The 22,827-nt window shown below is 45.1% G+C and carries 22 protein-coding genes; 10 read left to right on the top strand and 12 right to left on the bottom strand.

Annotated elements, in window-relative coordinates; all coding sequences use genetic code 11:
• The first annotated feature begins 127 nt into the window (after positions 1-127).
• Positions 128-1,720, top strand: coding sequence for an alkyl hydroperoxide reductase subunit F (ahpF, locus tag AC3CKG_RS04790; RefSeq protein ID WP_488528888.1), 1,593 nt, complete (start codon positions 128-130; stop codon positions 1,718-1,720).
• 145 nt (positions 1,721-1,865) lie between these two features.
• On the opposite strand, the gene AC3CKG_RS04785 is transcribed toward ahpF, so the two are convergent.
• Positions 1,866-2,465 (bottom strand): LysE family translocator, encoded by a 600-nt coding sequence (locus tag AC3CKG_RS04785; protein ID WP_016798109.1) that lies wholly within the window; start codon positions 2,463-2,465, stop codon positions 1,866-1,868.
• Positions 2,466-2,587: 122 nt separating this feature from the next.
• Here AC3CKG_RS04785 and AC3CKG_RS04780 point away from each other — a divergent pair, with 122 nt between their 5' ends.
• A complete protein-coding gene (locus tag AC3CKG_RS04780) occupies positions 2,588-3,073 on the top strand; it encodes an Lrp/AsnC family transcriptional regulator (protein ID WP_017110015.1) in 486 nt (161 codons plus the stop codon).
• A 159-nt stretch (positions 3,074-3,232) separates the two neighbouring features.
• On the opposite strand, the gene AC3CKG_RS04775 is transcribed toward AC3CKG_RS04780, so the two are convergent.
• Positions 3,233-4,603 carry an L-serine ammonia-lyase gene (locus AC3CKG_RS04775; protein WP_488528887.1) on the bottom strand — a complete coding sequence of 457 codons (1,371 nt, stop codon included), beginning with the start codon at positions 4,601-4,603 and terminating at the stop codon, positions 3,233-3,235.
• Positions 4,604-4,646: 43 nt separating this feature from the next.
• Positions 4,647-6,188: a sodium:solute symporter family transporter gene (locus AC3CKG_RS04770; RefSeq protein WP_076671277.1), complete on the bottom strand. Its 1,542-nt coding sequence runs from the start codon at positions 6,186-6,188 to the stop codon at positions 4,647-4,649.
• A 348-nt stretch (positions 6,189-6,536) separates the two neighbouring features.
• Between AC3CKG_RS04770 and AC3CKG_RS04765 the strand changes: the two genes are divergently transcribed.
• The 4 genes from AC3CKG_RS04765 to AC3CKG_RS04750 all read left to right on the top strand — a co-directional run bounded on the left by AC3CKG_RS04765 (position 6,537) and on the right by AC3CKG_RS04750 (position 11,679).
• Complete coding sequence (locus AC3CKG_RS04765) at positions 6,537-7,832, top strand: MFS transporter (RefSeq protein WP_017105501.1); 1,296 nt, start codon at positions 6,537-6,539, stop codon at positions 7,830-7,832.
• A 126-nt stretch (positions 7,833-7,958) separates the two neighbouring features.
• The gene (locus AC3CKG_RS04760; protein ID WP_016788980.1) at positions 7,959-8,975 is read left to right on the top strand and encodes a nuclear transport factor 2 family protein; all 1,017 of its coding nucleotides are present in this window, start codon (positions 7,959-7,961) and stop codon (positions 8,973-8,975) included.
• A 311-nt stretch (positions 8,976-9,286) separates the two neighbouring features.
• The gene (locus tag AC3CKG_RS04755; RefSeq protein WP_488528886.1) at positions 9,287-10,381 is read left to right on the top strand and encodes a porin; all 1,095 of its coding nucleotides are present in this window, start codon (positions 9,287-9,289) and stop codon (positions 10,379-10,381) included.
• Positions 10,382-10,653: 272 nt separating this feature from the next.
• Positions 10,654-11,679 (top strand): substrate-binding domain-containing protein, encoded by a 1,026-nt coding sequence (locus tag AC3CKG_RS04750; RefSeq protein WP_372226243.1) that lies wholly within the window; start codon positions 10,654-10,656, stop codon positions 11,677-11,679.
• 68 nt (positions 11,680-11,747) lie between these two features.
• Here AC3CKG_RS04750 and AC3CKG_RS04745 read toward each other — a convergent pair whose 3' ends face one another.
• Both AC3CKG_RS04745 and AC3CKG_RS04740 read right to left on the bottom strand, forming a co-directional pair.
• Positions 11,748-13,250, bottom strand: coding sequence for an arylsulfatase (locus AC3CKG_RS04745; protein ID WP_065112103.1), 1,503 nt, complete (start codon positions 13,248-13,250; stop codon positions 11,748-11,750).
• Positions 13,251-13,259: 9 nt separating this feature from the next.
• Positions 13,260-13,649, bottom strand: coding sequence for a DUF4345 domain-containing protein (locus AC3CKG_RS04740; RefSeq protein ID WP_065103910.1), 390 nt, complete (start codon positions 13,647-13,649; stop codon positions 13,260-13,262).
• A gap of 138 nt (positions 13,650-13,787) precedes the next feature.
• On the opposite strand from AC3CKG_RS04740, the gene AC3CKG_RS04735 reads away from it, so the two are divergent.
• Positions 13,788-14,558, top strand: coding sequence for a hypothetical protein (locus tag AC3CKG_RS04735; RefSeq protein WP_065103911.1), 771 nt, complete (start codon positions 13,788-13,790; stop codon positions 14,556-14,558).
• A gap of 96 nt (positions 14,559-14,654) precedes the next feature.
• On the opposite strand, the gene AC3CKG_RS04730 is transcribed toward AC3CKG_RS04735, so the two are convergent.
• From AC3CKG_RS04730 to AC3CKG_RS04720, 3 genes are all read right to left on the bottom strand, one after another.
• On the bottom strand, positions 14,655-15,074 hold the full coding sequence (locus tag AC3CKG_RS04730) for a globin (RefSeq protein ID WP_029223433.1): 420 nt from the start codon (positions 15,072-15,074) through the stop codon (positions 14,655-14,657).
• 103 nt (positions 15,075-15,177) lie between these two features.
• Entirely contained in the window at positions 15,178-15,558 is a 381-nt protein-coding gene (locus tag AC3CKG_RS04725; protein WP_017105496.1) for a VOC family protein, read from the bottom strand.
• Between the two features lie 76 nt (positions 15,559-15,634).
• Positions 15,635-16,519 carry a LysR substrate-binding domain-containing protein gene (locus tag AC3CKG_RS04720; protein ID WP_372200503.1) on the bottom strand — a complete coding sequence of 295 codons (885 nt, stop codon included), beginning with the start codon at positions 16,517-16,519 and terminating at the stop codon, positions 15,635-15,637.
• A 103-nt stretch (positions 16,520-16,622) separates the two neighbouring features.
• Between AC3CKG_RS04720 and AC3CKG_RS04715 the strand changes: the two genes are divergently transcribed.
• Positions 16,623-17,957 (top strand): 6-phospho-beta-glucosidase, encoded by a 1,335-nt coding sequence (locus AC3CKG_RS04715; RefSeq protein WP_102339566.1) that lies wholly within the window; start codon positions 16,623-16,625, stop codon positions 17,955-17,957.
• A 102-nt stretch (positions 17,958-18,059) separates the two neighbouring features.
• Positions 18,060-18,824, top strand: a complete 765-nt coding sequence (locus tag AC3CKG_RS04710) for a carbohydrate deacetylase (protein WP_488528885.1) — start codon at positions 18,060-18,062, stop codon at positions 18,822-18,824.
• 17 nt (positions 18,825-18,841) lie between these two features.
• Here the strand turns inward: AC3CKG_RS04710 and soxR are convergent, their stop codons facing one another.
• Complete coding sequence (gene soxR / locus AC3CKG_RS04705) at positions 18,842-19,282, bottom strand: redox-sensitive transcriptional activator SoxR (RefSeq protein ID WP_076671263.1); 441 nt, start codon at positions 19,280-19,282, stop codon at positions 18,842-18,844.
• Positions 19,283-19,430: 148 nt separating this feature from the next.
• On the bottom strand, positions 19,431-20,390 hold the full coding sequence (locus AC3CKG_RS04700) for a LysR family transcriptional regulator (RefSeq protein ID WP_488528884.1): 960 nt from the start codon (positions 20,388-20,390) through the stop codon (positions 19,431-19,433).
• A 130-nt stretch (positions 20,391-20,520) separates the two neighbouring features.
• On the opposite strand from AC3CKG_RS04700, the gene AC3CKG_RS04695 reads away from it, so the two are divergent.
• Positions 20,521-21,333 (top strand): enoyl-CoA hydratase/isomerase family protein, encoded by an 813-nt coding sequence (locus AC3CKG_RS04695; RefSeq protein WP_488528883.1) that lies wholly within the window; start codon positions 20,521-20,523, stop codon positions 21,331-21,333.
• Positions 21,334-21,461: 128 nt separating this feature from the next.
• On the opposite strand, the gene AC3CKG_RS04690 is transcribed toward AC3CKG_RS04695, so the two are convergent.
• Both AC3CKG_RS04690 and AC3CKG_RS04685 read right to left on the bottom strand, forming a co-directional pair.
• Positions 21,462-21,983, bottom strand: coding sequence for an NADPH-dependent FMN reductase (locus tag AC3CKG_RS04690; protein ID WP_104210477.1), 522 nt, complete (start codon positions 21,981-21,983; stop codon positions 21,462-21,464).
• 19 nt (positions 21,984-22,002) lie between these two features.
• A complete protein-coding gene (locus AC3CKG_RS04685) occupies positions 22,003-22,794 on the bottom strand; it encodes an arylamine N-acetyltransferase family protein (RefSeq protein WP_065112094.1) in 792 nt (263 codons plus the stop codon).
• Positions 22,795-22,827 lie beyond the last annotated feature (33 nt).

Genomic DNA, 22,827 nt, shown 5'->3' with positions numbered 1-22,827 from the left:
TGCGCGCCACCCTTTCAAGCCATCAACAACACAATATTTGCCGACTTGCGCCCCCTTTTTATTTTCCTTTTTCAGCAAGAAGGTATTGGTCAATACCAAGACACCGAATTTAAGAGCAGGCACGATTATGTTAGATCAAGCAATGAAGCAGCAGCTAAAAGCATACCTAGAAAACCTAAAAACCAATGTTCAGTTAGTGCTGAGCCTTGATAGCAGCGATACCGCGAACAAACTTCAAGATCTGGCGAATGATATCGCCTCTCTCACCGACAAAATTGAAGTCACTCGCGATGATACCGCAAGTACTCGCCGCCCTATCATGCAGGTCGTAAACCAAGAGAAAGGCACTGCGATCGGTTTCGCGGGTTTACCAATGGGTCACGAGTTCACATCACTGGTACTTGCACTGCTTCATAGTGGTGGTCACCCTATCAAGCTTGAAGCTGACGTAATCGAACAAATTAAAGAACTCGATCAAGAGCTTAATGTAGAGATTTTCATCTCGCTATCATGCCAAAACTGTCCAGAAGTGGTTCAAGCATTCAACATGATGTCGGCGATTAACCCTCTAATTAAGACAACTATGATTGATGGCGCAGCATTCCAAGACGAAGTGAAGTCTCGCGATATTATGGCGGTACCGAGCGTATTCATTAACGGTGAGCTATTTGGTCAAGGACGTATGTCTCTTGCTGAGATCCTCAACAAAGTCGATTCAGGCGCAGCAGAAAAGAAAGCGGCCAACCTAAACGAACAAGCACCGTTTGATGTATTGGTTGTCGGTGGTGGCCCTGCGGGTTCTTCAGCGGCTATCTACGCGGCACGTAAAGGCATTCGTACCGGTGTGGTTGCTGACCGATTCGGTGGTCAAGTGATGGATACGATGGCGATTGAGAACTTTATCTCCGTGAAAGCGACAACAGGTCCTAAGCTAGTAGCTAGCCTTGAAGAGCACGTAAAAGAGTACGGTGTTGAGATAATGACTGAGCAGCGCGCTGCGAACATCATTGCAGCAGAAGACACAGAAGACGGCTACATCCACGTTGAGCTAGAGAGCGGCGCAACATTACGATCTCGCACGGTTATCACCAGTACCGGTGCTCGCTGGCGTGAAATGAACGTTCCGGGTGAGCAAGAGTACCGCAATAAAGGCGTCGCTTACTGCCCACACTGTGACGGTCCTTTATTCAAAGGTAAGAAAACAGCGGTTATCGGTGGTGGTAACTCAGGTATCGAAGCGGCGATTGATTTAGCGGGTATCGTTGAACACGTAACCGTACTTGAATTTGCAGACACACTACGTGCCGACCAAGTGCTTATCGACAAAGCGAACGCAACACCAAACATCGAAATCATCAAGATGGCTCAAACCACACAAGTGATTGGTGATGGCAACCGTGTAACCGGTCTGGAATACAAAGACCGCAACACCGACGAGCTAAAACAGATCGAACTTTCGGGTATCTTTGTTCAAATCGGCCTGATGCCAAACAGCGAATGGTTGAAGGGTTCGAAAGTTGAGCTGTCACCACGCGGTGAAATTGAAATTAACGCTCATGGCGCAACATCGATGAAAGGTGTGTTTGCGGCGGGCGATGTAACAACCGTACCTTACAAACAGATCATCATTGCGATGGGTGAAGGTGCGAAAGCAAGCTTAGGTGCATTTGACCACCTAATCCGTAACTCAGCTCCGGTTAAAGAGGCTGAAACCGCTTAGTCTTAAAACTTAAAAGCTTCTAGGCTTAAAAGCTTTTAACTCAAGTTCCTTAAATATTTGTTAACTTAATTCTTTACTGTTAACGACTTAGTCGACATTTAGACACCACTCCTATGGATTTAGGAGTGGTTTTTTTCTTTGTGATTTATGCCGGTTGATAAAGCATAAAGGCAACCACCATCGCTAAGCTTCCACCCAAGCAACGGTTCACAAACATCATCTGTTTTGGCGATTGCAGCAACTTTTTAAGCATGGTGCCACAGTACGCCCACACCAACATGCACGGTACACCCGTGATCACCATACCCGCGATAATGGTCACCACTTGAATCAAGTAATCGGCATTCGGGGTGATGAACTGTGAAAACACAGTTAATGAAGCAATCCAACCTTTAGGGTTCAACACCTGCACCAACACGCCTGACATAAAGCCCGAGCGATTGTCGGTAGTGCTTTCTTCGATTTGCATATTCGCAATCGACCACGCCATGAACAGCAAATAAGCCGCACCCGCGTATTTCAAAATGTTGTATAGCTCTGGGTAAAGGGTAAATAGGCTCACCAAACCGACACTGGAACCGGCCAGTACAATGATGATGCCAACAGCGTTTCCAGAGATAAAAGGTAAAGTCGCAGCAAACCCATAACGACTTGAAATCCCAAGTAATGCGATATTGCCTGCCCCAGGTGTAATTGCAATTGATGTTGAAAATAGCAAGAACGCCAGCATTAATTGAGAGCTCATTTCCTCTCACTCCTAATAAGTAAAGTATTTATAGGGAGAGAGTTTACAGATTCGACTAGGAATTAAATTGCTATATAGGCTAATATTAATCCAAATTTGAGCAAGACTTTTCTAAAATAGCCATGAAACAGAAAGAATCCACCAAAGAAGTGTTAGATGACACAGATATCGCCATCTTAGAACATATCCAACAAGACGGACGCATGAGCAACAGTAAGCTCGCAGAGAAAGTGAACCTCAGCGAAACGCCATGTTGGCGCCGTTGGAAACGCATGGAAGAAACGGGCTATATCGATGGTTACGCCGCGAAGCTAAACCGCAAAAAGCTTGGTTTTCATGTAGCTGGTTTTACTCTTGTGACCTTGGGTAACCATGAAGTTGAAAACACGGAACCGTTTGAAGAGTTTGTCGAAGTAACCGATTGGATTCCTATGTGTCACTGTATTGCAGGTGGTGCCGACTATATGATTCAAGTGCTAGCGAAAGATTTGGAAGAGTACTTTGAGCGTATTAGCTCGATCAGGCGAGTAAAAGGCGTGAGTGCGATTCAGTCCAATATCTCGGTTAAAGAGTTGAAAAACAGCTATAAGCTCCCTCTTGGAGAATAATCTTGCTCCCAGTTGATAAGCAGTCGTCTTGCAACAAAAAATGATACTTAAAAGCCCAGCCACCTTAGAGTCTTAAAGTCTTAAAGTCTTAAAGTCTTAAAGTCTTAAAGTCTAACGATGCTGGGCTTTGATATTGAGCCTAATTAATCGGTTTGATGGCTACTCACATGGCGCTGCAAGGTGAATTAGAGCAAGGCCACCGAGTGAGGTTTCACGATACTTCTTGTTCATGTCTTTGCCCGTTTGATACATGGTCGCGATAACCTTATCCAATGAGATCAGGCTTTTACTGTTACGTTTGAGTGCCATTCGTGAAGCATTAATCGCTTTCATCGAGCCCATCGCATTACGCTCAATACATGGCACTTGTACCAATCCGCCAATCGGGTCACATGTCATACCCAATGAATGCTCCATCGCAATTTCTGCCGCAATGCAAATCTGCTCATTACTGCCACCACGTAAAGCGGTTAAACCCGCCGCCGCCATAGAAGACGAAACGCCTACTTCACCTTGGCACCCCACTTCGGCACCAGAAATAGAAGCGTTGGTTTTGTACAAAATACCAATCGCGCCCGATACGGCTAAGAAATCTTTTAACTGCTTAGTATCCAACTCTTTAATGAAGCGATGGTAATACATCAATACGGCTGGAATAACGCCCGCGGCACCATTAGTTGGTGATGTCACGACTTGGCCGCCAGCCGCATTTTCTTCACTCACCGCAAAGGCGAACAAGTTAATCCAATCCATGATTTCCATTGGATCGTTTTCAACGGCCGCATTCGCTTCAAGCTTCTTCAACAAGTTTGGAGCACGACGAGTGACGTTCAAGCCACCATCAAGAATGCCTTCAGTTTCAAAGCCACGCTCCATACAACGAGTCATTACTCGCCAGATTTGATCGGCCTTTTCTGAAATAGCATCCGCGCTTTGGAAAGCCGATTCATTTTGTAGAATCATGCCACCCAAACTCATGCCGTTTTGATCCGCCTGAGCAAGCATTTCATCGGCACTGCTGAATGGGAAGGTGACTTCGACCGATTGGGTTTTGGTGCCATTTTGCAGTTCATCCGCTGTCGCAATAAAGCCACCACCAATCGAGTAATAGGTTTCATCAACAATCACATTACCGCTATGGTCAAACGCGGTAATCATCATGCCGTTTTCATGCAAAGGCAGATTGTCTTCATGAAATAGCATGTCGGTTTGGTAGTTAAAGCCAATGGTGTGACTGCCACTCAGCTGCATTTCACCACTGTTGATAGCAAGGCGCATCGCTTCATTAGCGCTGGTGATTTTAATGGTGTCTGGCTTATTGCCAAGTAAACCCAAGATGGTTGCTCTGTCAGTGTGATGCCCTATTCCGGTTAACGATAACGAACCATATAAATCAACTTGAACACGAACGACTTCTGCGATCCTATCGGCGATTAATTGTGTGAAATGGAAACCCGCAATCATTGGGCCGTTGGTGTGTGAGCTTGAAGGGCCAACACCAATTTTATAGATATCAAAAATGGACAGCATAGATTTACCTGTTAAAAATTAACCAGTTGAGAAAGTTTACTCATTAAGAAAGAGCGGCATAAAGCCAATCAGGGATAACAGTACAAGCAGCAATCGTCACAACAGCAAATACCAACAAGCCGTAATGACTCGCCGTAGGCTTAGCGAACAAATGCTTCTGCTTGGCAATAAATTCGTTTTGTTGCTCGGTCACTTCTCCCCAGAAACGACTGACGACAACACCTAACACTAAGAAAACCACAGTGCCAATCAAGGCAAACCAAGGCCAAGAGATGCCACTGTATTTGGCAATGAACACCACAGCTACGCTGCCAATACTGCCTGCAATCACCCCTTTCTCATTCGCTTGTTTGAAGAACAAACCCAGGATGAAAGAGCCAAGGCGAATACCGACAAAAATGGAAGTTAGACTAGCAATAGTTTTGAGCACAGATTCGTTAGAAACCGCCATCAAAGCCGGTACTACAACTGAAGCCGCTGCGACAAGGCTCATTTTTCTTGCCACCGATTCATAATGTGCATCGGAAGCTTTCTTACGGAAAAATCGCTTATAGAAATCGAACGTTGCCACTGTCGCCATTGAGTTATAAGTGGAATCCAAGGTCGACATTGCCGCTGCCGAGAGTGCTGAAATCACCAAACCAACAACGATTGGGTTGGTATGATTAAACACAAAATCGAGAATCACTTCGTTGCTGTTTTCAAAGCTTTGGTCTTGATAAAAGACACTCAGAAGAACGCCCATTACAGAGAAAAACAGGTAAATAAAGAACGCGCCGTAACCACAAAGCAGCATGGATTTTTGTGCCGTCTTAACGTTCTTGGTCGCCAATGTTCTTTGAATAATCAACTGATTAGTGCCATACACACTCAGGTGTAAGAAGCTCACAGCCACTACACCTGCCCACAATGTGGTATCAACACCCAAGTCAAAATCGAGGTTGATGATATTCAGATGTTCAGGAGACAACACCTCCCCTGCATCAATCTTCATCAGCAATAAAGCAAAGATCGCAATGCTGCCTATGATCAGCACCGCCGACTGCAACATGTCTGTCCATATGACCGTCGAGATACCGCCCGCATAGGTATACAAAGCGGTAAATAAGCTGATGTAGATAATCGCTTCGGAGATGCTTACCGGCAGCACTTGCACCAAGATCAGTGCAACTGCATATAAAATCACCCCTGCCGAAATACACTGAACCACAATAAACACGATAGAGTTGATCGTGCGAGCAACAACGCCAAAGCGGTGCTCTAGGTATTCATAAATCGAAGTCAGGCCGAGTTTGTAAAACACCGGGACAAAGAAAACCACAGCAAAAAAGATCACTATTGGGTAATTCAAATGGACGCTCATCGCTTCCATGCCTGAGCTATAAACCCAACCCGGCATACCCACGAACGTCATCGCACTGATGTAGGTTGCAAGAATCGACACACCTGCCGTAAACCAACCAAATTGCTTTCCGCCCGTTGAGAAATCGCCACCAACGCTATAACGCTTATTCACTAAGTAACTGATAAATAGAGTAGTTAGTACATACAAAGCAATAACCACAAAACTTGAGTACGTAACCATTTTTAGATTCCGTTTATTATATTTCGCAATTCATTCGCCGCCAATAGTACTCAAAAATGGATATTTTCCCTCAAAAACCCACAATAAGTGTGAGTATTGTCACTAAGATAGATGATTAAACACTCTAAATGCCCAAAAAGTCGCAAAACGACGATCTAATGAGATCAAGATCACTAAAATACACTAAATGGGTACGCACTCATTTTAAAATTGACTTTGATCACGGATCTAATAACCACAAAAATTCTATTATCTCTCCCGAAATGAAGATGGTGTGGTGATATTCAATAACCGTCACACAATAATCGAAACTAAAAACACCCTATAAAAAATAAAGGTTTATCGGTCATGACTACTAAAAAACACATGAGCGAAGTTCCTATGATTCAAAGGGTAGCTGCTTATCTTGCAATTCTAGTTGGCTACTTTTTCTATTGTTATAACTTTGTAATTATTGACTACGTACGCCCATACATCGTTGATGCGTATGATGGTATTAACTTGGCGGATACCGCTCAGTTCTATACATGGCAATCGGTTGGTGCACTTATTGGTGCTCTAAGCTGTGCATGGGTGGCATCAAACTTTGGTAAGAAATCGACTCTTATTGTCATCACTGCACTGAACGGTGGCGCAACCATCATCAACATGATGTTTACTGACTACGCCATGTGGGCAGCAATGCGTTTCATCATCGGTATTTCTTTAGGTGGCTACTTCACCGTAGCAGTAAGCCTGATGATCGGCCTCTTCACACCAAGCGTTCGCGGTAAGTTAACGGCATTCGCTTCTTCTATGTTCTCGGTTGCCCTAATGGCAATGGGTGCATACGCGGCGTTCATTTCTAGCATCGATGCACCTTGGCAGAGCCTAATGTGGGTGGGTGGTATTCCTCCTCTCGTTGCTGCTGCACTGATGATCTTCATCCTGCCTAGCGACAAGAAAGTGATCGCTTACGGTGAAGAAGATCAAGCCGCGGCTGAAGCATCGAATAAACCAGCGAAGAAAGGTTCTTGGGGTGAAATGCTAAGCGCGCCTTACCGCAAGCTAACCATCACTTGTCTACTACTGGCTGGCCTTAACTTCTATGGCTACCAATTCTTCTCTGGCTTCGTGACAACGTACCTGAAAGAAGTTCGCCAATTTGACGGTTCAACTATCGGCATCATCTTCTCTATCTCAGCATTCGGTTCTCTATTCGGTGCTTGGGTGTGGGGTGCAATCGCCGACAAATACGGCCGTAAAGTGAACGCGTTTGGTTTCATTCTTGCGGGTGTCATGGCTTCAGTATTCTTCGTTGCACCAAGCGACGTGATGATCGGCAGCCTAAACATGCTGGCTATCCTAGGCCTTATCTACAACTTCGGTCTGTCTGCTTCTGCGGTATGGGGTGGCTACTTCTCTGAGTTGTTCCCTGCTCACCTACGTAGCTTCGGTGCAGCACTCTTCCACGGCGGTCGTATCATCGGCATGTGGGCACCAATGGTGTTGGTATTCATCCAAGAGCGCAGCGACCTTGCGACAGCAATGTGGGGCTCGCCAATCGTATGGATTCTAGCTGGTCTACTGTGGCTATCTCTACCAGAAACATTGAAAGGCGGTATTTTCGACAAGAGCAAAAAAGCGGAAACAGCTAAAGCTTAATCCCCTTTATTTGAACGCCTCTAAAGACGCAAATAAACATCAATCCGGCTGAGCAGTCAGCCGGAAACAAAATCCAAATCGAGTCCTGTTCCGAATGTTGACTCGACAACAAAACGAGAATTAATTATGTCTAAATATCAAGAAGCTAAACGCATTGTTCGTGACTACTTTGACGCAATGGAAAACGCTACTCACGAAAACGTTGCTGAAGTTTTGAAAGCACACACGTCTGAAGATTACTTATGGCGCGGTGTTTACCCATTCCGCGAGCAAGAAGGCGCTCAAGCTGCGGCCGACGTATTCTGGGCTCCAATGATGAAATCAATGACACGCATGCAGCGTCGTCAAGATATCTTCATCGGCGGTAACAACGAAGTTAACCCAGATGAGATTTGGGTAATGAGCATGGGTCACTTCATGGGTCTATTCGACGCTGAATACCTAGGCATGCGCCCTACTGGCAAGATAATGAACGTTCGCTACGCAGAGTTTAACTGTGTTGTTGATGGCAAAATCACTAAGACAGGCCTTTTCCTAGACCTTCTAGGCATGATGGACCAAGCGGGTTGCTACCCACTTCCACCATCAACAGGTAAGCACTTCGTATACCCTGGTCCACGTAACCACGATGGTCTGCTATTCGAAGACGCGGCTCCAGAAGAAGGCGTTGCGACTCTTGCTCTTGTAAACAAGATGGTTGATGACCTGTCTGCTCTTAACGACAGCGGCGCGATGGGTTGCCCACCAGAAGTGCTTGCGAAGAGCTGGTCAAAAGACATGATTTGGTACGGCCCATGTGGTATCGGCGCGTCTTACACGATTCCTCGCTACCAACAACAGCACCAACTTCCTTTCCGTAACAACCTGAAAGACAAGAAGTTCAACGGTCACGTTTGTCGTTTCGCTGAAGGTAACTTCTCTTGTTTCTTCGGTTGGCCAAACCTATCAAACACACCAACAGGTGGCTTCCTAGGTATGACTGGCGGCGAAGTACGTGCAAACATGCAAGTGGTTGACGTTTACTACCGCGACGGTGACAAACTGTCTGAGAACTGGGTGCTTATCGACCTTCCTTACTGGCTACAACAGCAAGGTCTGGATGTGTTCGAACGCACTTCAACCATCATGAACCCAACGCTTTAATAAAAACGCTTTAATAAAAACGCTTTAATCCTAGCGATAATAGCCAAAAGATAGAAACCAAACAGTAGCAACCTAAGTCGACATCTAATTTGGGTTGCTATGACTTGCTAGGCGTTCCTTCTCGCGCCTAGCAAGTGATCCACCAACTAATCAATGATCCACTAAAGAATCAATGCTTCACCGATCAATATTGCTCCACCAATAATTGAATCAAATAGTGCCTCATGGATGGGGTACATCCTGCCAAACCAATACTAATAACGGGCTTGAAAGCACGGTGGCTTTCTACGGCCTGAATAAAGAGAACAACAATGAACAAGTCGATACTTTCTGCAGTGATCCTGACGGCACTTACATCAAGTTCAGCTTTTGCTGCACACACTTTTACCAATGACGCGGGCGATAGCCTTACTTTAGACGGTCGTTTTGACGTTCGTTACCAAGACAAAGGCGGCGACCATAACGGCGAATGGAACAGTGGTAGTTCTCGTTTCGGCCTTAAAGGTCAAATGGGACTAGATAACGGTTGGACTGGCTTTGGCCATGCCGAATGGGGTTACAACTCAGGTGCTAACGGCGACAATATTTACGACCGACTTCTATACGCTGGCGTAGAGCACGAGAAATACGGCAAGATCGCAGCAGGTACTAAGCAGTGGTCTACCTTCTACGATGTGGCTTGGTTTACCGATATGGGTCGTGTGTTTGGTTCACGTGGTTCTGGTTACTACAACCTATCTGACTGGGGTATTTCATCAGGCACAGGCCGTGCTGAAAACTCGATAACTTACCGCAACAACATTAACGACAACTGGAAATACGGCTTCACTTACCAAACAACTCGTGAAGATGTCGCTGTATCAACAAGATTCAACCAAACGAATTCAGATACTGTTACGCTGAAAAACGGTATCGGTGCTTCAACGCTGTACACCATTATGGATGGCCTAACGATTGGTTTAGCGTACCATCAGAATGAGTTTGATGATGTGGATAGCACAGTTCAAAACATCAAAGATGGCGACACACAACGCATAGGTTTATTAGGTGTGAACTACACTAATGATGGGCTATTTGTTGGTTTCACCTACAGCCAAGGTTCAAACTGGGAGACCACCAGCCAATCTGAATTCTACGACCACCGTGGTGCTGAATTCTTCACCTACTACCACTTTGAAAATGGTCTACGTCCAACCTTTAACGTTAACTATTTAACGGATACAGACGACAACGCAAATGGCTATGAGCGTCAGCTTATTATCCCTGGCCTTGAGTACCACTTTAAGAAGAACAAGTTCTTAGTATGGACGGAGTACCAATTCGACAACGGTAAAGATTCATACAATGGTGTGAAATACGAAAACAACGATGATCAGTTCGCGGCCGGTATTCGTTACTACTTCTAATGGCTAGTGACTTATGGCTTAGCGGCTTAGCAACATGTCACTCCATTTGTGGGTAAACTTGTAATCTAAAGCTCTGCTCTCACGCAGAGCTTTTTAGTCACTGTCTCTGTAATCATACTTTTTTACCAATACAGAGAATGGGTTATACCCAACATCAAATTCAAAACAGTCATTATTCCTTATTTTTCATATCATTCCTTGTTATTGCTTTATGAGTACGTACCTAATTATGGTATCCTGTGCGCAGTTAATTTGGTTCAAAAGTATGGTCTATGAGCTCTCCAAAACACTCCATGGCGTCAAAGCAAACCGTCACCTCTAAAGATGTCGCTAAGCTGGCTGGCGTTTCTCAATCAACGGTATCTCGCGTATTTGTACCGGGCAGTTCGGTGTCTGAAAAGACCAAGCAGAAAGTGTTCGATGCAGCAAAATCGTTGAATTATCGCCCCAACGCCTTTGCCCGTAGTCTGACGACAAATGAATCCAAATTGATTGGCCTAGTTTTTCCTGACGCTGACTACCCTATCCATATGAAAACCCTACAGCTTATCTCCACTGAGCTACAAAAACAGGGTTACTCTGCGGTATTGATTCCTTGGCAAGTTGATGGAAACGACAACCACTCTATTCCTAATATCTTCCAATACCGAGTTGATGGCGTGATTGCGGCTTCTGCGACATTCAATAAGTCGCTTTATGAAGAGTGTGAAGAGTTCGACATCCCTATCGTCCAGTTCGCACGTGTTGTTGAAGGGACTAAGAGTAGCCATGTGGTGAGCGACAACTACGCCGCAGGCCAAGTTGCCGCTCAACATTTTCATAGCGTGGGAACGAAATCAGCGGTTTACCTGACCGGTAACGTACCGACCTACACCAACGGCGAACGCGAGGCAGGCTTTTGCTCAGAATTCGAAGACCTAACGGGCAAACAAGCTCGTGTTATTGAAGCTGATTATGACTACCTTGATTCACTGGATACTATTCGCGCCCTATTTTCAGAACCCACACACCCGCAAGCGATTTTCTGTGCGACAGATAACCTAGCAATGGCAGTGATGGATGTGGCGCGCTTAGAGTTCAACCTGCGTATTCCAGAAGATCTGCAAGTAGTCGGTTTTGATGATATCCCGCAGACTCAGTGGTTGAACTATCAACTCACGACCTTCAAGCAAGATTTCAGACGCCTTGCACGTGAGTCTGTGAAAATTGTGGTTAGTCAAATTCAAGAGCAAGACACGAGCTTGGTTAAGTTGATGGTGCCAGTGAAGTTCATTGAACGAAACACCACGCTGAAATAGAACCAGCATTAAGACGCATTCCAATAAAAATCCCGCTCAGTGTGAGCGGGATTTTTTATGATATTTAACTAGTTACCTACACCGCCGGTTTTCTCTGCCGGAGATTCAGGCGTAACGGGAGGCCACTCTTCGAAGGTTGCTAAGTGTTGCTGAATAGCGGCTTGAGCAGGACCAAACGCCCACATTTTCTGCCCCATCCACTTCAAGTACATACCTGATTCTTCAGCTGCTCGCTCGTATGGGTCACGACGTAAGTTGAACAGTAACGGAGCATTGAGTTCTTCTTTCGGACCACTCCAACCGTGATTCTGTACCACGAAGTGCGCTTTCCAATCTCCCACTCGAACTGCTTGTAGCTTGTCTCGTTCGTAGTAGTAAATTTCTTTACGATTCGACTCACCTTTTTCCGTCAACATATCGACTTGGTTGTAACCATCTAAGTGCGCTTTAAAGCCATCGTGACCTTTCAGCATTTTCTCTTTTAGATCTGTAGGGCCACCCGCCGCTGCAATCAGCGTTGGTAACCAGTCCATGCCGTCAAAGATGCCATTGCCAACGCTGCCCGCTGGGATTTTGCCCGGCCAGCTAACCAGTGCTGGTGCACGAACGCCACCTTCCCATGTTGTCCCTTTTTCACCGTGGAATGGGGTCATACCGCCATCTGGCCATGTCATGATTTCAGGACCATTATCGGCCGTGAAAATGATGATGGTGTTGTCTGCAATGCCGAGCTCTTCCATTTTGGCGAGCATTTCTCCGACATGATCATCAAGATCTTTCATCACCACTTCTTGCAGTCCCCAACCATTCTGACCAAGCATGGCTTCATACTCTTCAGAAAGATGCGTCCATACGTGACCTCGTGATGGGCAATACCAAGTAAAGAATGGCTTATCCGCTTCAACCGCTCTTTCAATGAAGTTAATCGTGTGTTTGTTAACTTCGTCATCCAGTGTACGCATACGTTCAATCGACAGTGCACCATCATCTTCAATGGTTTGACCGCCCTTACCGTCCGATTTTGCGTAGATCACGTTACGAGGCGCAAAGGCATCTAACGATCCATCTTTAGGCCAATCTGGATCTTCGGTGTATTCCATCGCATTCAAGTGATACAACCAGCCCCAATACTCATCAAAACCATGCATTGTCGGTAAGAATTCATCTCGGTCGCCTAGGTGGTTTTTACCAAACTGCCCAGTCATGTAACCCATACTCTTGAGCATTTCAGGAAGCGTTGGGGTATCTGCGCTTAAACCTACAGGGCCACCTGGTAGCCCAACAGAGTGCATCCCTGTTCGCACCGGTAACTGCCCAGTTAAGAATGCAGAACGACCTGCTGTACATGAAGGTTGAGCGTAATAATCGGTGAGTAACATGCCCTTTTCGGCAATGCTGTCGATGTTCGGCGTTTCGCTGCTCATCACACCGTTATGATAGGCACTCAGGTTCGAAATACCGACATCATCGGTAAAGATAACAAAGATATTTGGCTGCTCTTGAGCTGACCATGCCGATAGCGAAAAGCTACTCAACACACTCAGGATAAGAAGATGGAAAATCCTTTTCATACAATGTCCTTATACTGTTTCAGATTGCTCTTTATGAATCATTTTTAAACCGACTAAACCGAAGCCCAACTCCAAGACTAGATAGACGAAAAGTAGCCAATGAGGCATGCCATCTAATACCAAGCTAATGACTCGGCCAGCAGCCAAACCCAACATGAAAACCACCAAGCTATAGAGCGCTGGTAGTCGATACTTTTTGAACAGTGCGCCAAGCACCCAAAATAACGCCAGTGCCAAGTACAACCCCATCACAGCGCGAAAGATATGAGTCACGTTGATCGGACTCGCGTCGATTTCAAATAGGTAGTTCAGAGAAATAACCGGTGCATAACCGTAAGACAGAGCGATGGGTGTTAAGCCCACAACCGCGACTAACAAGAAAATACTTTGTGGCTTCATACCCTTCTCTCAAAATTTGGCTCTTTAAAAAAAACATAGTCTACAATCAGGGATATACAAGTTGCATATGTGGAAAGTGGATAGTTAGAACAGGCATTCATAATCGTGCTATTTCAAATCGAATATAGGGATATCAATATGGCTAAGTGGCGTTACTTAATCGCATCAATGTTAGTGGTCAGCTCAACCGTTAATGCTCAGGAAGCGAGCTCTGAAACAAGTACAAAAAAATGGCAACACAGTATTGAAATCTATGCTCAGGCTTTGAATATTCGAGGCAACAGCACGATCGGTAGAATCTCAACAGATGTAGACGTTGATCCTGCATTCATCATGGATCATATCGACATGGGGGCCATGCTTCGCCTGGAAGGAATTTATGACAATCAATGGGGTTACTACCTTGATTACAGTTACATGAAATTAAGTGGGAAAACAGATTCTGTACTAGACATAAACAAAAACATTTTGAAAGGCAATGTCGATATAAGACAAGGCGTTTTAGAGGCTAAGGGCTTCAAACGCTATCAATATGATATCGGGATGATTGATTATATGGTGGGGATACGTTGGTGGGACAACGATATTGATACAAGGCTCTATGGTTCCAAAGGAAATGTGGATTTACGTAAATCACTCAATGAAGATTGGATCGATTATCTTGTAGGTGTTCGATGGACCAAAGAACTCAACAAAAGTTGGACAGTACATACCAGCCTAGACATGGGGCTTGGCAGCGACACTGACTTTACCAGTTCTTTGCTAACAGGAGTTCGTTATCAAATTAACGACTGGTCAGATTTAAATCTCGCTTACAAATCCACTTGGGTTGATTACGAAAATAAAGGCACTTTTGAATACGATACTGCCACACAAGGCTTCTTGGTGGGTTGGGCAGCTCATTTTTGATTAGAGAGTCAGGATATTAGAAATTTAGGTAAGCCGGATTCATGGCTTACCTTTCAAATGAAGTCTACCTTTCAAGAAAAGCTGCTGGTGACTTACTTATTGATTCACAGGGTGTGGCACAACACATTCTTGTTTCATGATCTTGAGGCCAGCATCAAGCGTTTCTGCCCACGCTTGCTCAACTTGCTCGTTGTAATGCGGGTCGTACTTTTTAACGGTGTTGAGCAACGAATTAAACCACTCATTTAGCTCTTGTTCTGAGATATCCATCCCCAAATCTTTGTGCCTTTTGCCTAGCCTCTTAACCGAGTTTCTCACGCTTGATAAACCTGACGAGTTATAGATTAGGATAATAGAAGCTTTGAGCATCTTGGTTTGTTGCTCTAATCCAATGCTTTCAAATCGTTCTGAAAACCTAGGGTTATGCTCACAAAAATCAGCCAAGAAGGTTTCTAAAAATTCTTGGTCGATCCTGCAGCGCTCAAAGCTCTCATAAAACAGTTCGTTTGGTGACATCTGACAGATCCTTTGCAATATTTGTGAGTCTTCAGGAAAACTTACAAGTTCAGAGCCGTGATTCACAAACTCTGAACAATCAATACGATCTAATTATACGCCACTATGGCATAAAGTGAGTTGCACAGATCTTGTTTCCATCAGGATCTCGCAAATAGGCCATGTAAAGACGACGTTCGTCAGAGCCTCTCGCACCGGGGCCGTTTTCAATACTTGTGCCGCCATTTTCTACGCCAACACGGTGCCACTCATCCACAACTTCAGGTGAAGACGCTAGAAAACCCACCGTCATGCCATTGCCGTGCGTTGCTGGCTGACCATCAATCGGTTTGGTTAAACCTAATACACCCGTTTGGCTAACGTAAACACAGCGTCCTTTTGGATCAACGGAGCCTTCGTTGTAACCAAGCACCTTCATAATTGGATCATAGAAAGACTTCGCGCGTTCAATATCTTCGGTACCGAGAAAAACATGGCTGAACATAACTAACCTCTTCTTTTATTGAAAGAACCACCTAAACTAGACCTTCTACTTTGTTTTGTCTAGCCGTGAGATTTCGTCATAACTGTTGCTTGATCCATTGAGCGAACACTTGGAACTTGGTTCGCTGGTCCATCCCTTTCGGGCACACCAAATCATACCCCTTTCCTGATTCGATACTCATAAATGGTGCGACCAACAGTCCTTGGTCAATCTGTGGTTGCATGAACTCTAGGCGCCCCAAAGCTACTCCCATCGACAATATTGCAGCATCCATTGCCAAGCGATTATCGCTGTAATAATCACACTGCAAAGTACAGTCAACATCGCCTTGTGCTTCTTCCAACCAACGTTGCCATGCGGTGATATCACCACTGTGTATAAAGCGCGCTTGTTCTAAACGATCAACACCCTTTTCAAGATTGAGTTTTTGCGCATATTCAGGGCTACAAACCGGTGTTCTCACGCCTGTAAATAACCGCTCACTATAGTGATTCGGATAGTGACCTTCGCTATAGAAAATTGCCACGTCATAAGGTTCAAACTGGAAATCAGATTGGTTCTGTTTGGTTTGTAATTTGATGCTTAAATTTGGATAGAGTTTTCTAAATCCTGGCAGGCGTGGCATCAGCCAAGAAGACGCGAAATAAGGCGACGTAGCGATATACAATTCGCCGCTCAGCTCTCCGGTTTTGATGTCCGTTAGCTCCGAGAATATCGACTCAAACGAGATGTTGAGCATCGACAACACACGCTGTCCCTCGGGCGTTAATTCGAGCTTACGAGTTTTACGAATGAACAAGTTGAACTTCAGCTGTTGCTCTAACTTTTTAATGCGATGGCTCACTGCCCCTTGAGTCAAACAGAGTTCATCAGCCGCCTGCGTGAAACTCAAATGTTTGGCTGCAACACTAAAGGTATGCAGCAGCGACAGCGTTTGTTGGCGATTTTCGAACAACCCCATGGATTAACCTCATTAATTCATATCTCATCATTACTGGTTTGATGGTGTGCGTAACCATCGTATAGATTAAACCACGTAATCTACAAAATAAATGGTGAGCAACATGAAACAGAATCAAAAACTCAAAGTTGTCGTAATTGGTGGTGGCTCAAGTTACACCCCGGAACTCATTGAAGGTCTCCTTAATCGTCATCACGAACTGCCGATCTCTGACTTATGGTTAGTCGATATCGAAGAAGGGATGGACAAGGCAAAAGTGATTGCGGATTTAACCAAGCGTATGATCAAAAAAGCCAACTGCGACATCGCTGTTCACCTCACTACAGATAGACAATCTGCCCTAATCGACGCTGATTTCGTATGCTCACAGTTTCGAGCAGGTCGTTTGGAAGCAAGGCTGCGAGATGAGCGAATCGCATTGAAATACCGCATGATTGGCCAAGAAACGAATGGCTTAGGTGGTTTCTCAAATGCCTGTCGCACTATCCCAATTGCGCTAGAAATTGCCAAAGAGATGGAAACACTCTGCCCAGACGCTTGGCTTCTCAACTTCACCAACCCGTCAGGCATGGTGACCGAAGCCTTGATTAAACACTCAACCATCAAGACGGTTGGCCTATGCAATGTGCCCGTCAACATGGAACGTGGCGCGGCTGAAATGTTAGGTGCAGAACGTGCCGACATTACTATGCAAATTGCTGGCTTAAATCATTTAGTGTGGGCGAGAAAAGTGCTTCATGAAGGCAAAGACAAACTCGGTGAGGTGATTGATCAGTTACTCGGTGGTAACGACCAAATGATGCCGAAAAACATTCCTCCCTTTGAATGGGATGGCGAGCTGATTCGATCATTGAACCTCGTGCCATGTGCCTACCTACGCTACTACTACCAATCACGAGATATTCTCGACAAAGAGTTCGCAGCTTCAGAGAACAGTACCAACCGAGCAGACCTTGTCGCTAAGGTAGAAGAACAACTGTTAGCGATCTATCAAGACCCGATGTTAGACACCAAGCCTCAGTTGTTAGAAGAGCGAGGTGGTGCGTACTACTCTGAAGCAGCTTGTGAGCTAATGAGCAGTATTCACAACAACAAACGTTCTATCATGCACGTCAACACTCGTAATAACGGTGCGATTCAAGGCCTTCCTGACGACTGCGCAGTTGAAGTGAGTTCGGTGATCACCAGCAGTGAGATCCTGCCATTGAATGTCGAACCTTTTGATAGCGATACTCTACGCCTCATCCAGCAAATGAAAGAGTTTGAAACACTCACCGTGAAAGCCGCAATGACGGGCGATATCGCCATTGCCAAGCGCGCATTGATTCTCAACCCTATTGTCGACAGTGGCTCGCACATCGATGAAGCATTACAAGAAACCATCCGTGAAAACTTAGACTTCATGCCAGCCTTTGCTCACCGATTGAAGCTAGATTGACCTGCAATTAGATAGAAAATCAACTGACATTGAGCACAAGACAACCAACCTTTGCCGCACTGATGAATAACGCATAGAAACTAAGTAATAAGAAGGCTAGCGATGAAACTGATCTTAAATGCCGATGATTTCGGGCTCACAGAAAGTGTTAACCACGGCATCGTCGACTGCTTACAAGCAGGAATGGTCAAGTCGACCACTATCATGATGAATCAGCCGGGCACACAACACGCTGTGGAGCTTTATCACCAAGGGAAAGTCCCTGAGGTTGGTTTGCACTTTACCGTTACTGCAGGAAAACCCCTGACGCCACCTGAGCTTGTTCCTAGCTTGGTGGATGCTCAAGGCAACTTCTTAAACAACGTCACTCTGTTCGATAAAGGCGATGTCGTCGAAGAGCAAGTGACACTTGAGCTCAACGCTCAATATCAATCGGCCATCAACGCAGGATTAACGATCAACCACATCGATAGCCATCACTTTGGTGGTGTATTTAAACCACTCAAAGCGGCGTTTACTCGCACCGTCAATCAGATTGGTCTTCCGGTCAGACGAATCGATAACATCTTGAGTGGCCAAGATTCACTAAAAGTCGCCACACCCGACGCTTTTGATATGCGATTTTTCGATGACGGCGTATCACTTGCTCGTTTACAAGATTTACTGCTGAGCTATCAAACCGTAATGCCGAAAGGGGTTGTCGAATTGATGTGTCACCCATCGCTTTCTGTCACTGATGAGCTTAAGTCATTATCTGGTTATCATGACAAGCGTGTTGAGGAATACCAACTTCTCACTAGCTCTGCACTAAAGCAGTGGCTAAACGACCATCAGATAGAGTGTATTGGATTCGACGATCTCAGATAGGGAACCTTGATTCAGGGCTAATCAACAATGCGTTGTGCGCCCTGCCCTTGGTCATGCAGAATATCTTCAGGGTTCAGCAATTGGCATTTCTGCATACTCAAACAACCACAACCGATACAACCAGTTAGGTTTTCTTGTAGCGATTTAATCTGCGCCATCTTACTGTCCAGTTGCCCCTGCCATTTCTTCGCGACTCGCTCCCAATCTCGCTTAGTCGCGGTCTGGTTCATTGGTAAAGTAGACAACTCTTCGGTGATCTCTTCGAGCGTGAAGCCTATCGACTGCGCCACTTGTATTAGCGCGATTCGGCGCAGCATCGCCGACTGATAACGACGTTGATTTCCGTTAGTGCGAATCGAAGCAATCAACCCCTTGGTTTCATAAAAGCGCAGCGCTGAAGGAGCGACACCGCTTCGCTCTGACAGCTGACCAATGGTGAGGTATACAATGTTTCTCATGTTGTTTTACTTCCTGTTTAAATAGCCATTTCGTCCTGATACTGACCAGTATAATAGAGTTCACTTTAACTTTAAGTATGAGTTCAAATTTAGTTTTGGACTTAATTGAAAACGACGATCTATCAAGAGCGCAGATTGAACCTTTGGTCTATGACTTCGCTGGACGATTACCATACATGCTGTCAAAGCCGGGAATACCTTGCTCCCACACAGGCTGCTCTTCACCAACAATGTTTTTCAATATATCAATGAAAAGCTTGGTTTTGATTGGAGCATCTCGATGTGGATACACCGCATAGAAAGTACCAAAGTCGTCCAAGTGTAAATGAGTCATGATAGGCACCAACTCGCCACTGATTACTTCATCTTCAATCATTTGCGCTGTGACTACTGCGAGCGTACTGCCCGTTAAAGCACTCTTAGAAATCATCTCAACATCATTCACTTTATAGGTCGCGTTGAGCTGAAAATGCTGCGCTTGCCCCTCTTGGTCAACATAGGAAAACTTGTCGATCAGCAATCCCGGTGCGGCATAGATGGTCGCAGGTAATGACTCTAGCTTTTCGATGGTGTTGATCTCTCCATGCTCAGCAATGAACTCTGGGGAAGCAACAATCAGCAATCGACTTCGAGCAATCTTACGACTGATCAGGCTCGAATTCTTTGGCTTACCGATACGAAAACCGATATCAAACCCTTCTTTAACCATGTCTACGATTCGGTCTTCAAGTCTCAATTCGAAATCGACGTCTGGATATTGTTTTTGAAATACAGCAATCGCTTGCTGAACATACTGTCGACCAAACATGGTTGAGCTAGTGATTCTCAGCAAGCCACGAGGCTCTGCGTGGTAGTTTTGCGCTAGGCGTCGAGTGTTGTTCAACAATGCTCGAAGTTGATGCGCTTGATTGACCATCTCATTGCCAGCCGCAGTCAGAGATAACGAACGGGTTGTTCGATTCAATAACCGAACATTGAGCTCTTCCTCAAGACGGCTAATCTGCTTTGAGATAACAGAGCGATCAACGTTTCTTTGCTCCGCCACTTTGACAAACGAACCAAGCTCGACCACTTCAAGTAACAATAATAAACGACTCGATATGTCCATAACGCCCTTTGTTGTATTTTAAGCACCAATATTGTGCCAATTTGCCTGTTTTTCTCATCTTATTACAAATCTATAGTAGCTGCACAAAACGGAGACAACATTAAGTCCCGAACTAATAGAGGAACACCCCATGACACTACTATCTGTGACTAACCAAAATGGCATTGCAACCGTATCTATCAACAACCCACCAGTGAACGTACTGACTTTCGATTTGATCAATGAGATCAACGCATTCGTTATTTCATTGAAAGATGATCGTGATACCAAGGTTGTTGTATTTAAATCATTGAATGAAAGCTTCTTTTTGGCTCACTTAGATCTCAATGTGATCAACGGTACGCAAGGTGGACAAGCGGGTTCGATTGAATTCAATCACATGATTGAGAACATCAAATCAATGAAGCAAGTGTCTGTTGCAGTGGTTGATGGTGTGGCTCGTGGGGGCGGTAATGAATTTGTGATGGCGTGTGACCTAGCTTATGGCACTGAAAACTCAGCGTTCGCACAACCAGAAATTCATGTAAACATCCCAACGGGTGGCCAAGGCGCAGTGCAATTTGCAAGACGCATGGGTAAAAACAAAGCGCTACAAGCATTGTTACTCGGCAACGATTTTACTGCTCAACAAGCAGAGAGCCGTAACATCATCACGCAGTTCGTACCGAAGGCCGACCTAAACGATTTCTTAGCAACAACGTTAGGTGTGATCAGCCAGTTAGAAGTACGTGACATCGTGATGTACAAAGAGATCATCGCGGCTTCAATCAAAGACGAACAAGCGGGCGCAGAGCTAGAGCTTCGTTACTTCTTAGAGCGTGCAAAAGAGCAAAAAACAGCGGCAATCATTGGCGCGTTTCTAAAACATGGCGGACAAACAGAGCGTGAAGCTAAAGATATGCCAGGTATCTTCGCCGATACTGCAACTGAGCTATCTAAATAATCAGCCATATAGTCACCATACAAAAAACGGTCACCTGAGGGTGGCCGTTTCTGTGCTTAATTAATCACGAGCTTACAACCTAAGACTCAACCTTAATAACTGAACACCTGAGGCTTAGTATTTAAGGTTCAAAGCTTACTCATGATCGATTTAAGGTTCTCTAACATTTCAGCGTTGGTCACTTCCCCTATCTCTACATCAAAATTGTCGTAAAAACTCGGCACAGACAGTGTGCCTTTGATGTCCGCAGCAAAATATGGCGCGGAGTTTACAGCAGAAGATAGCACCGATGTTGCGCCGCCTGGGCCCGGTGATGCGGCCAACATAACGACAGGCTTGCCTTGGTAAACCTTCATATCAATTCGAGATGCCCAGTCGAACACATTCTTAAAAGCCGCGGTATAAGAACCGTTGTATTCTGCAAACGAAATGACCACAGCGTCAGCTTCGCCAATCTTGCTAAAAAAGCGCTGCGCGTGCTGGTGAATACCCGACGCTTTTTCTCTGTCTTCACTGTAAATCGGCATTTCAAAATCATTAAGATCAAGCACTTCAACTTGCGCGTTGTTCGCAAGGCTTGCGGTATAAGCCGCTAATTGTTGGTTAATCGATGTCTTACTGTTGGTGGCGCCAATGGCTAATACTTTCATTGTTGATCCTTTAAATCGGTTAGAAACATTTCTCTAAAGCTGGGAAAGGTACCTTTAGGGTTAAGCCAAAGTACGTTTGTAATGCAGCAAAATAAGCGGGTTCGTCTTCAAGCAACCACTCTTCTGTTGAGCCGTTTTTGCTAATTTTAATTTTCTGGTTAAGTAGCGTGACAATCCCATCTTCAATTGGCAGCGCCGCAATACAGTTCGATGTAAAAATCGATTTCGGGCTGTTAGATGTAAAAAAGTTGCTCGATTCTAAATCGTTCGCACATACGTGAGTCATGTCTAGGCTGTATACCTTCATCCACTCTTCACCCTGCTTGATTTGCAATAGCAAGCCGTATAATTCGTCTTCAATGAAACGGAAAGTCTGTAAATCATTAGACTGCTCAAGACCGGTTTCTAGCAGCAAAGGAGCTCGAGGTGTAAAGGTGCCAAAGCCCGCATCCACCAGCCATTGCTGACCATTGAGTGTCACTAACGTTACTCGATGGCTGCGCCCTGTCGGCTCACCTGCTAGGTGAACACGGCCAAGTAGGCTTCTGGCTTCAAAGCCCAAGTGGGTTAACACATTCAACAGCAGTCCATTAAGCTCTTGGCAATAACCACCTCGCTGATTCACCACCAGCTTTTGGTAAAGCGCTTCCGGAGATAGTTGAATCGCTTGTCCATTGATCACATCGAAGTTTTCGAATGGGATACTTCTGTGTTGATGCTTATGAATAGCTTTGAGACTTTCGATCGTAATGTCACTCGTTTCAGATAAGCCTATTCGTGCAAAATATTCAGTCACTTGATTCTGTTCCATACCCTAACCTGCTTAATTTATCTCACTTGCAAT

This window comes from Vibrio sp. QJM3NY_15, assembly GCF_057785995.1.
The sequence above is the reverse complement of the archived record's forward strand: the minus strand, read 5'-3'. Positions and strand labels throughout refer to the sequence as shown.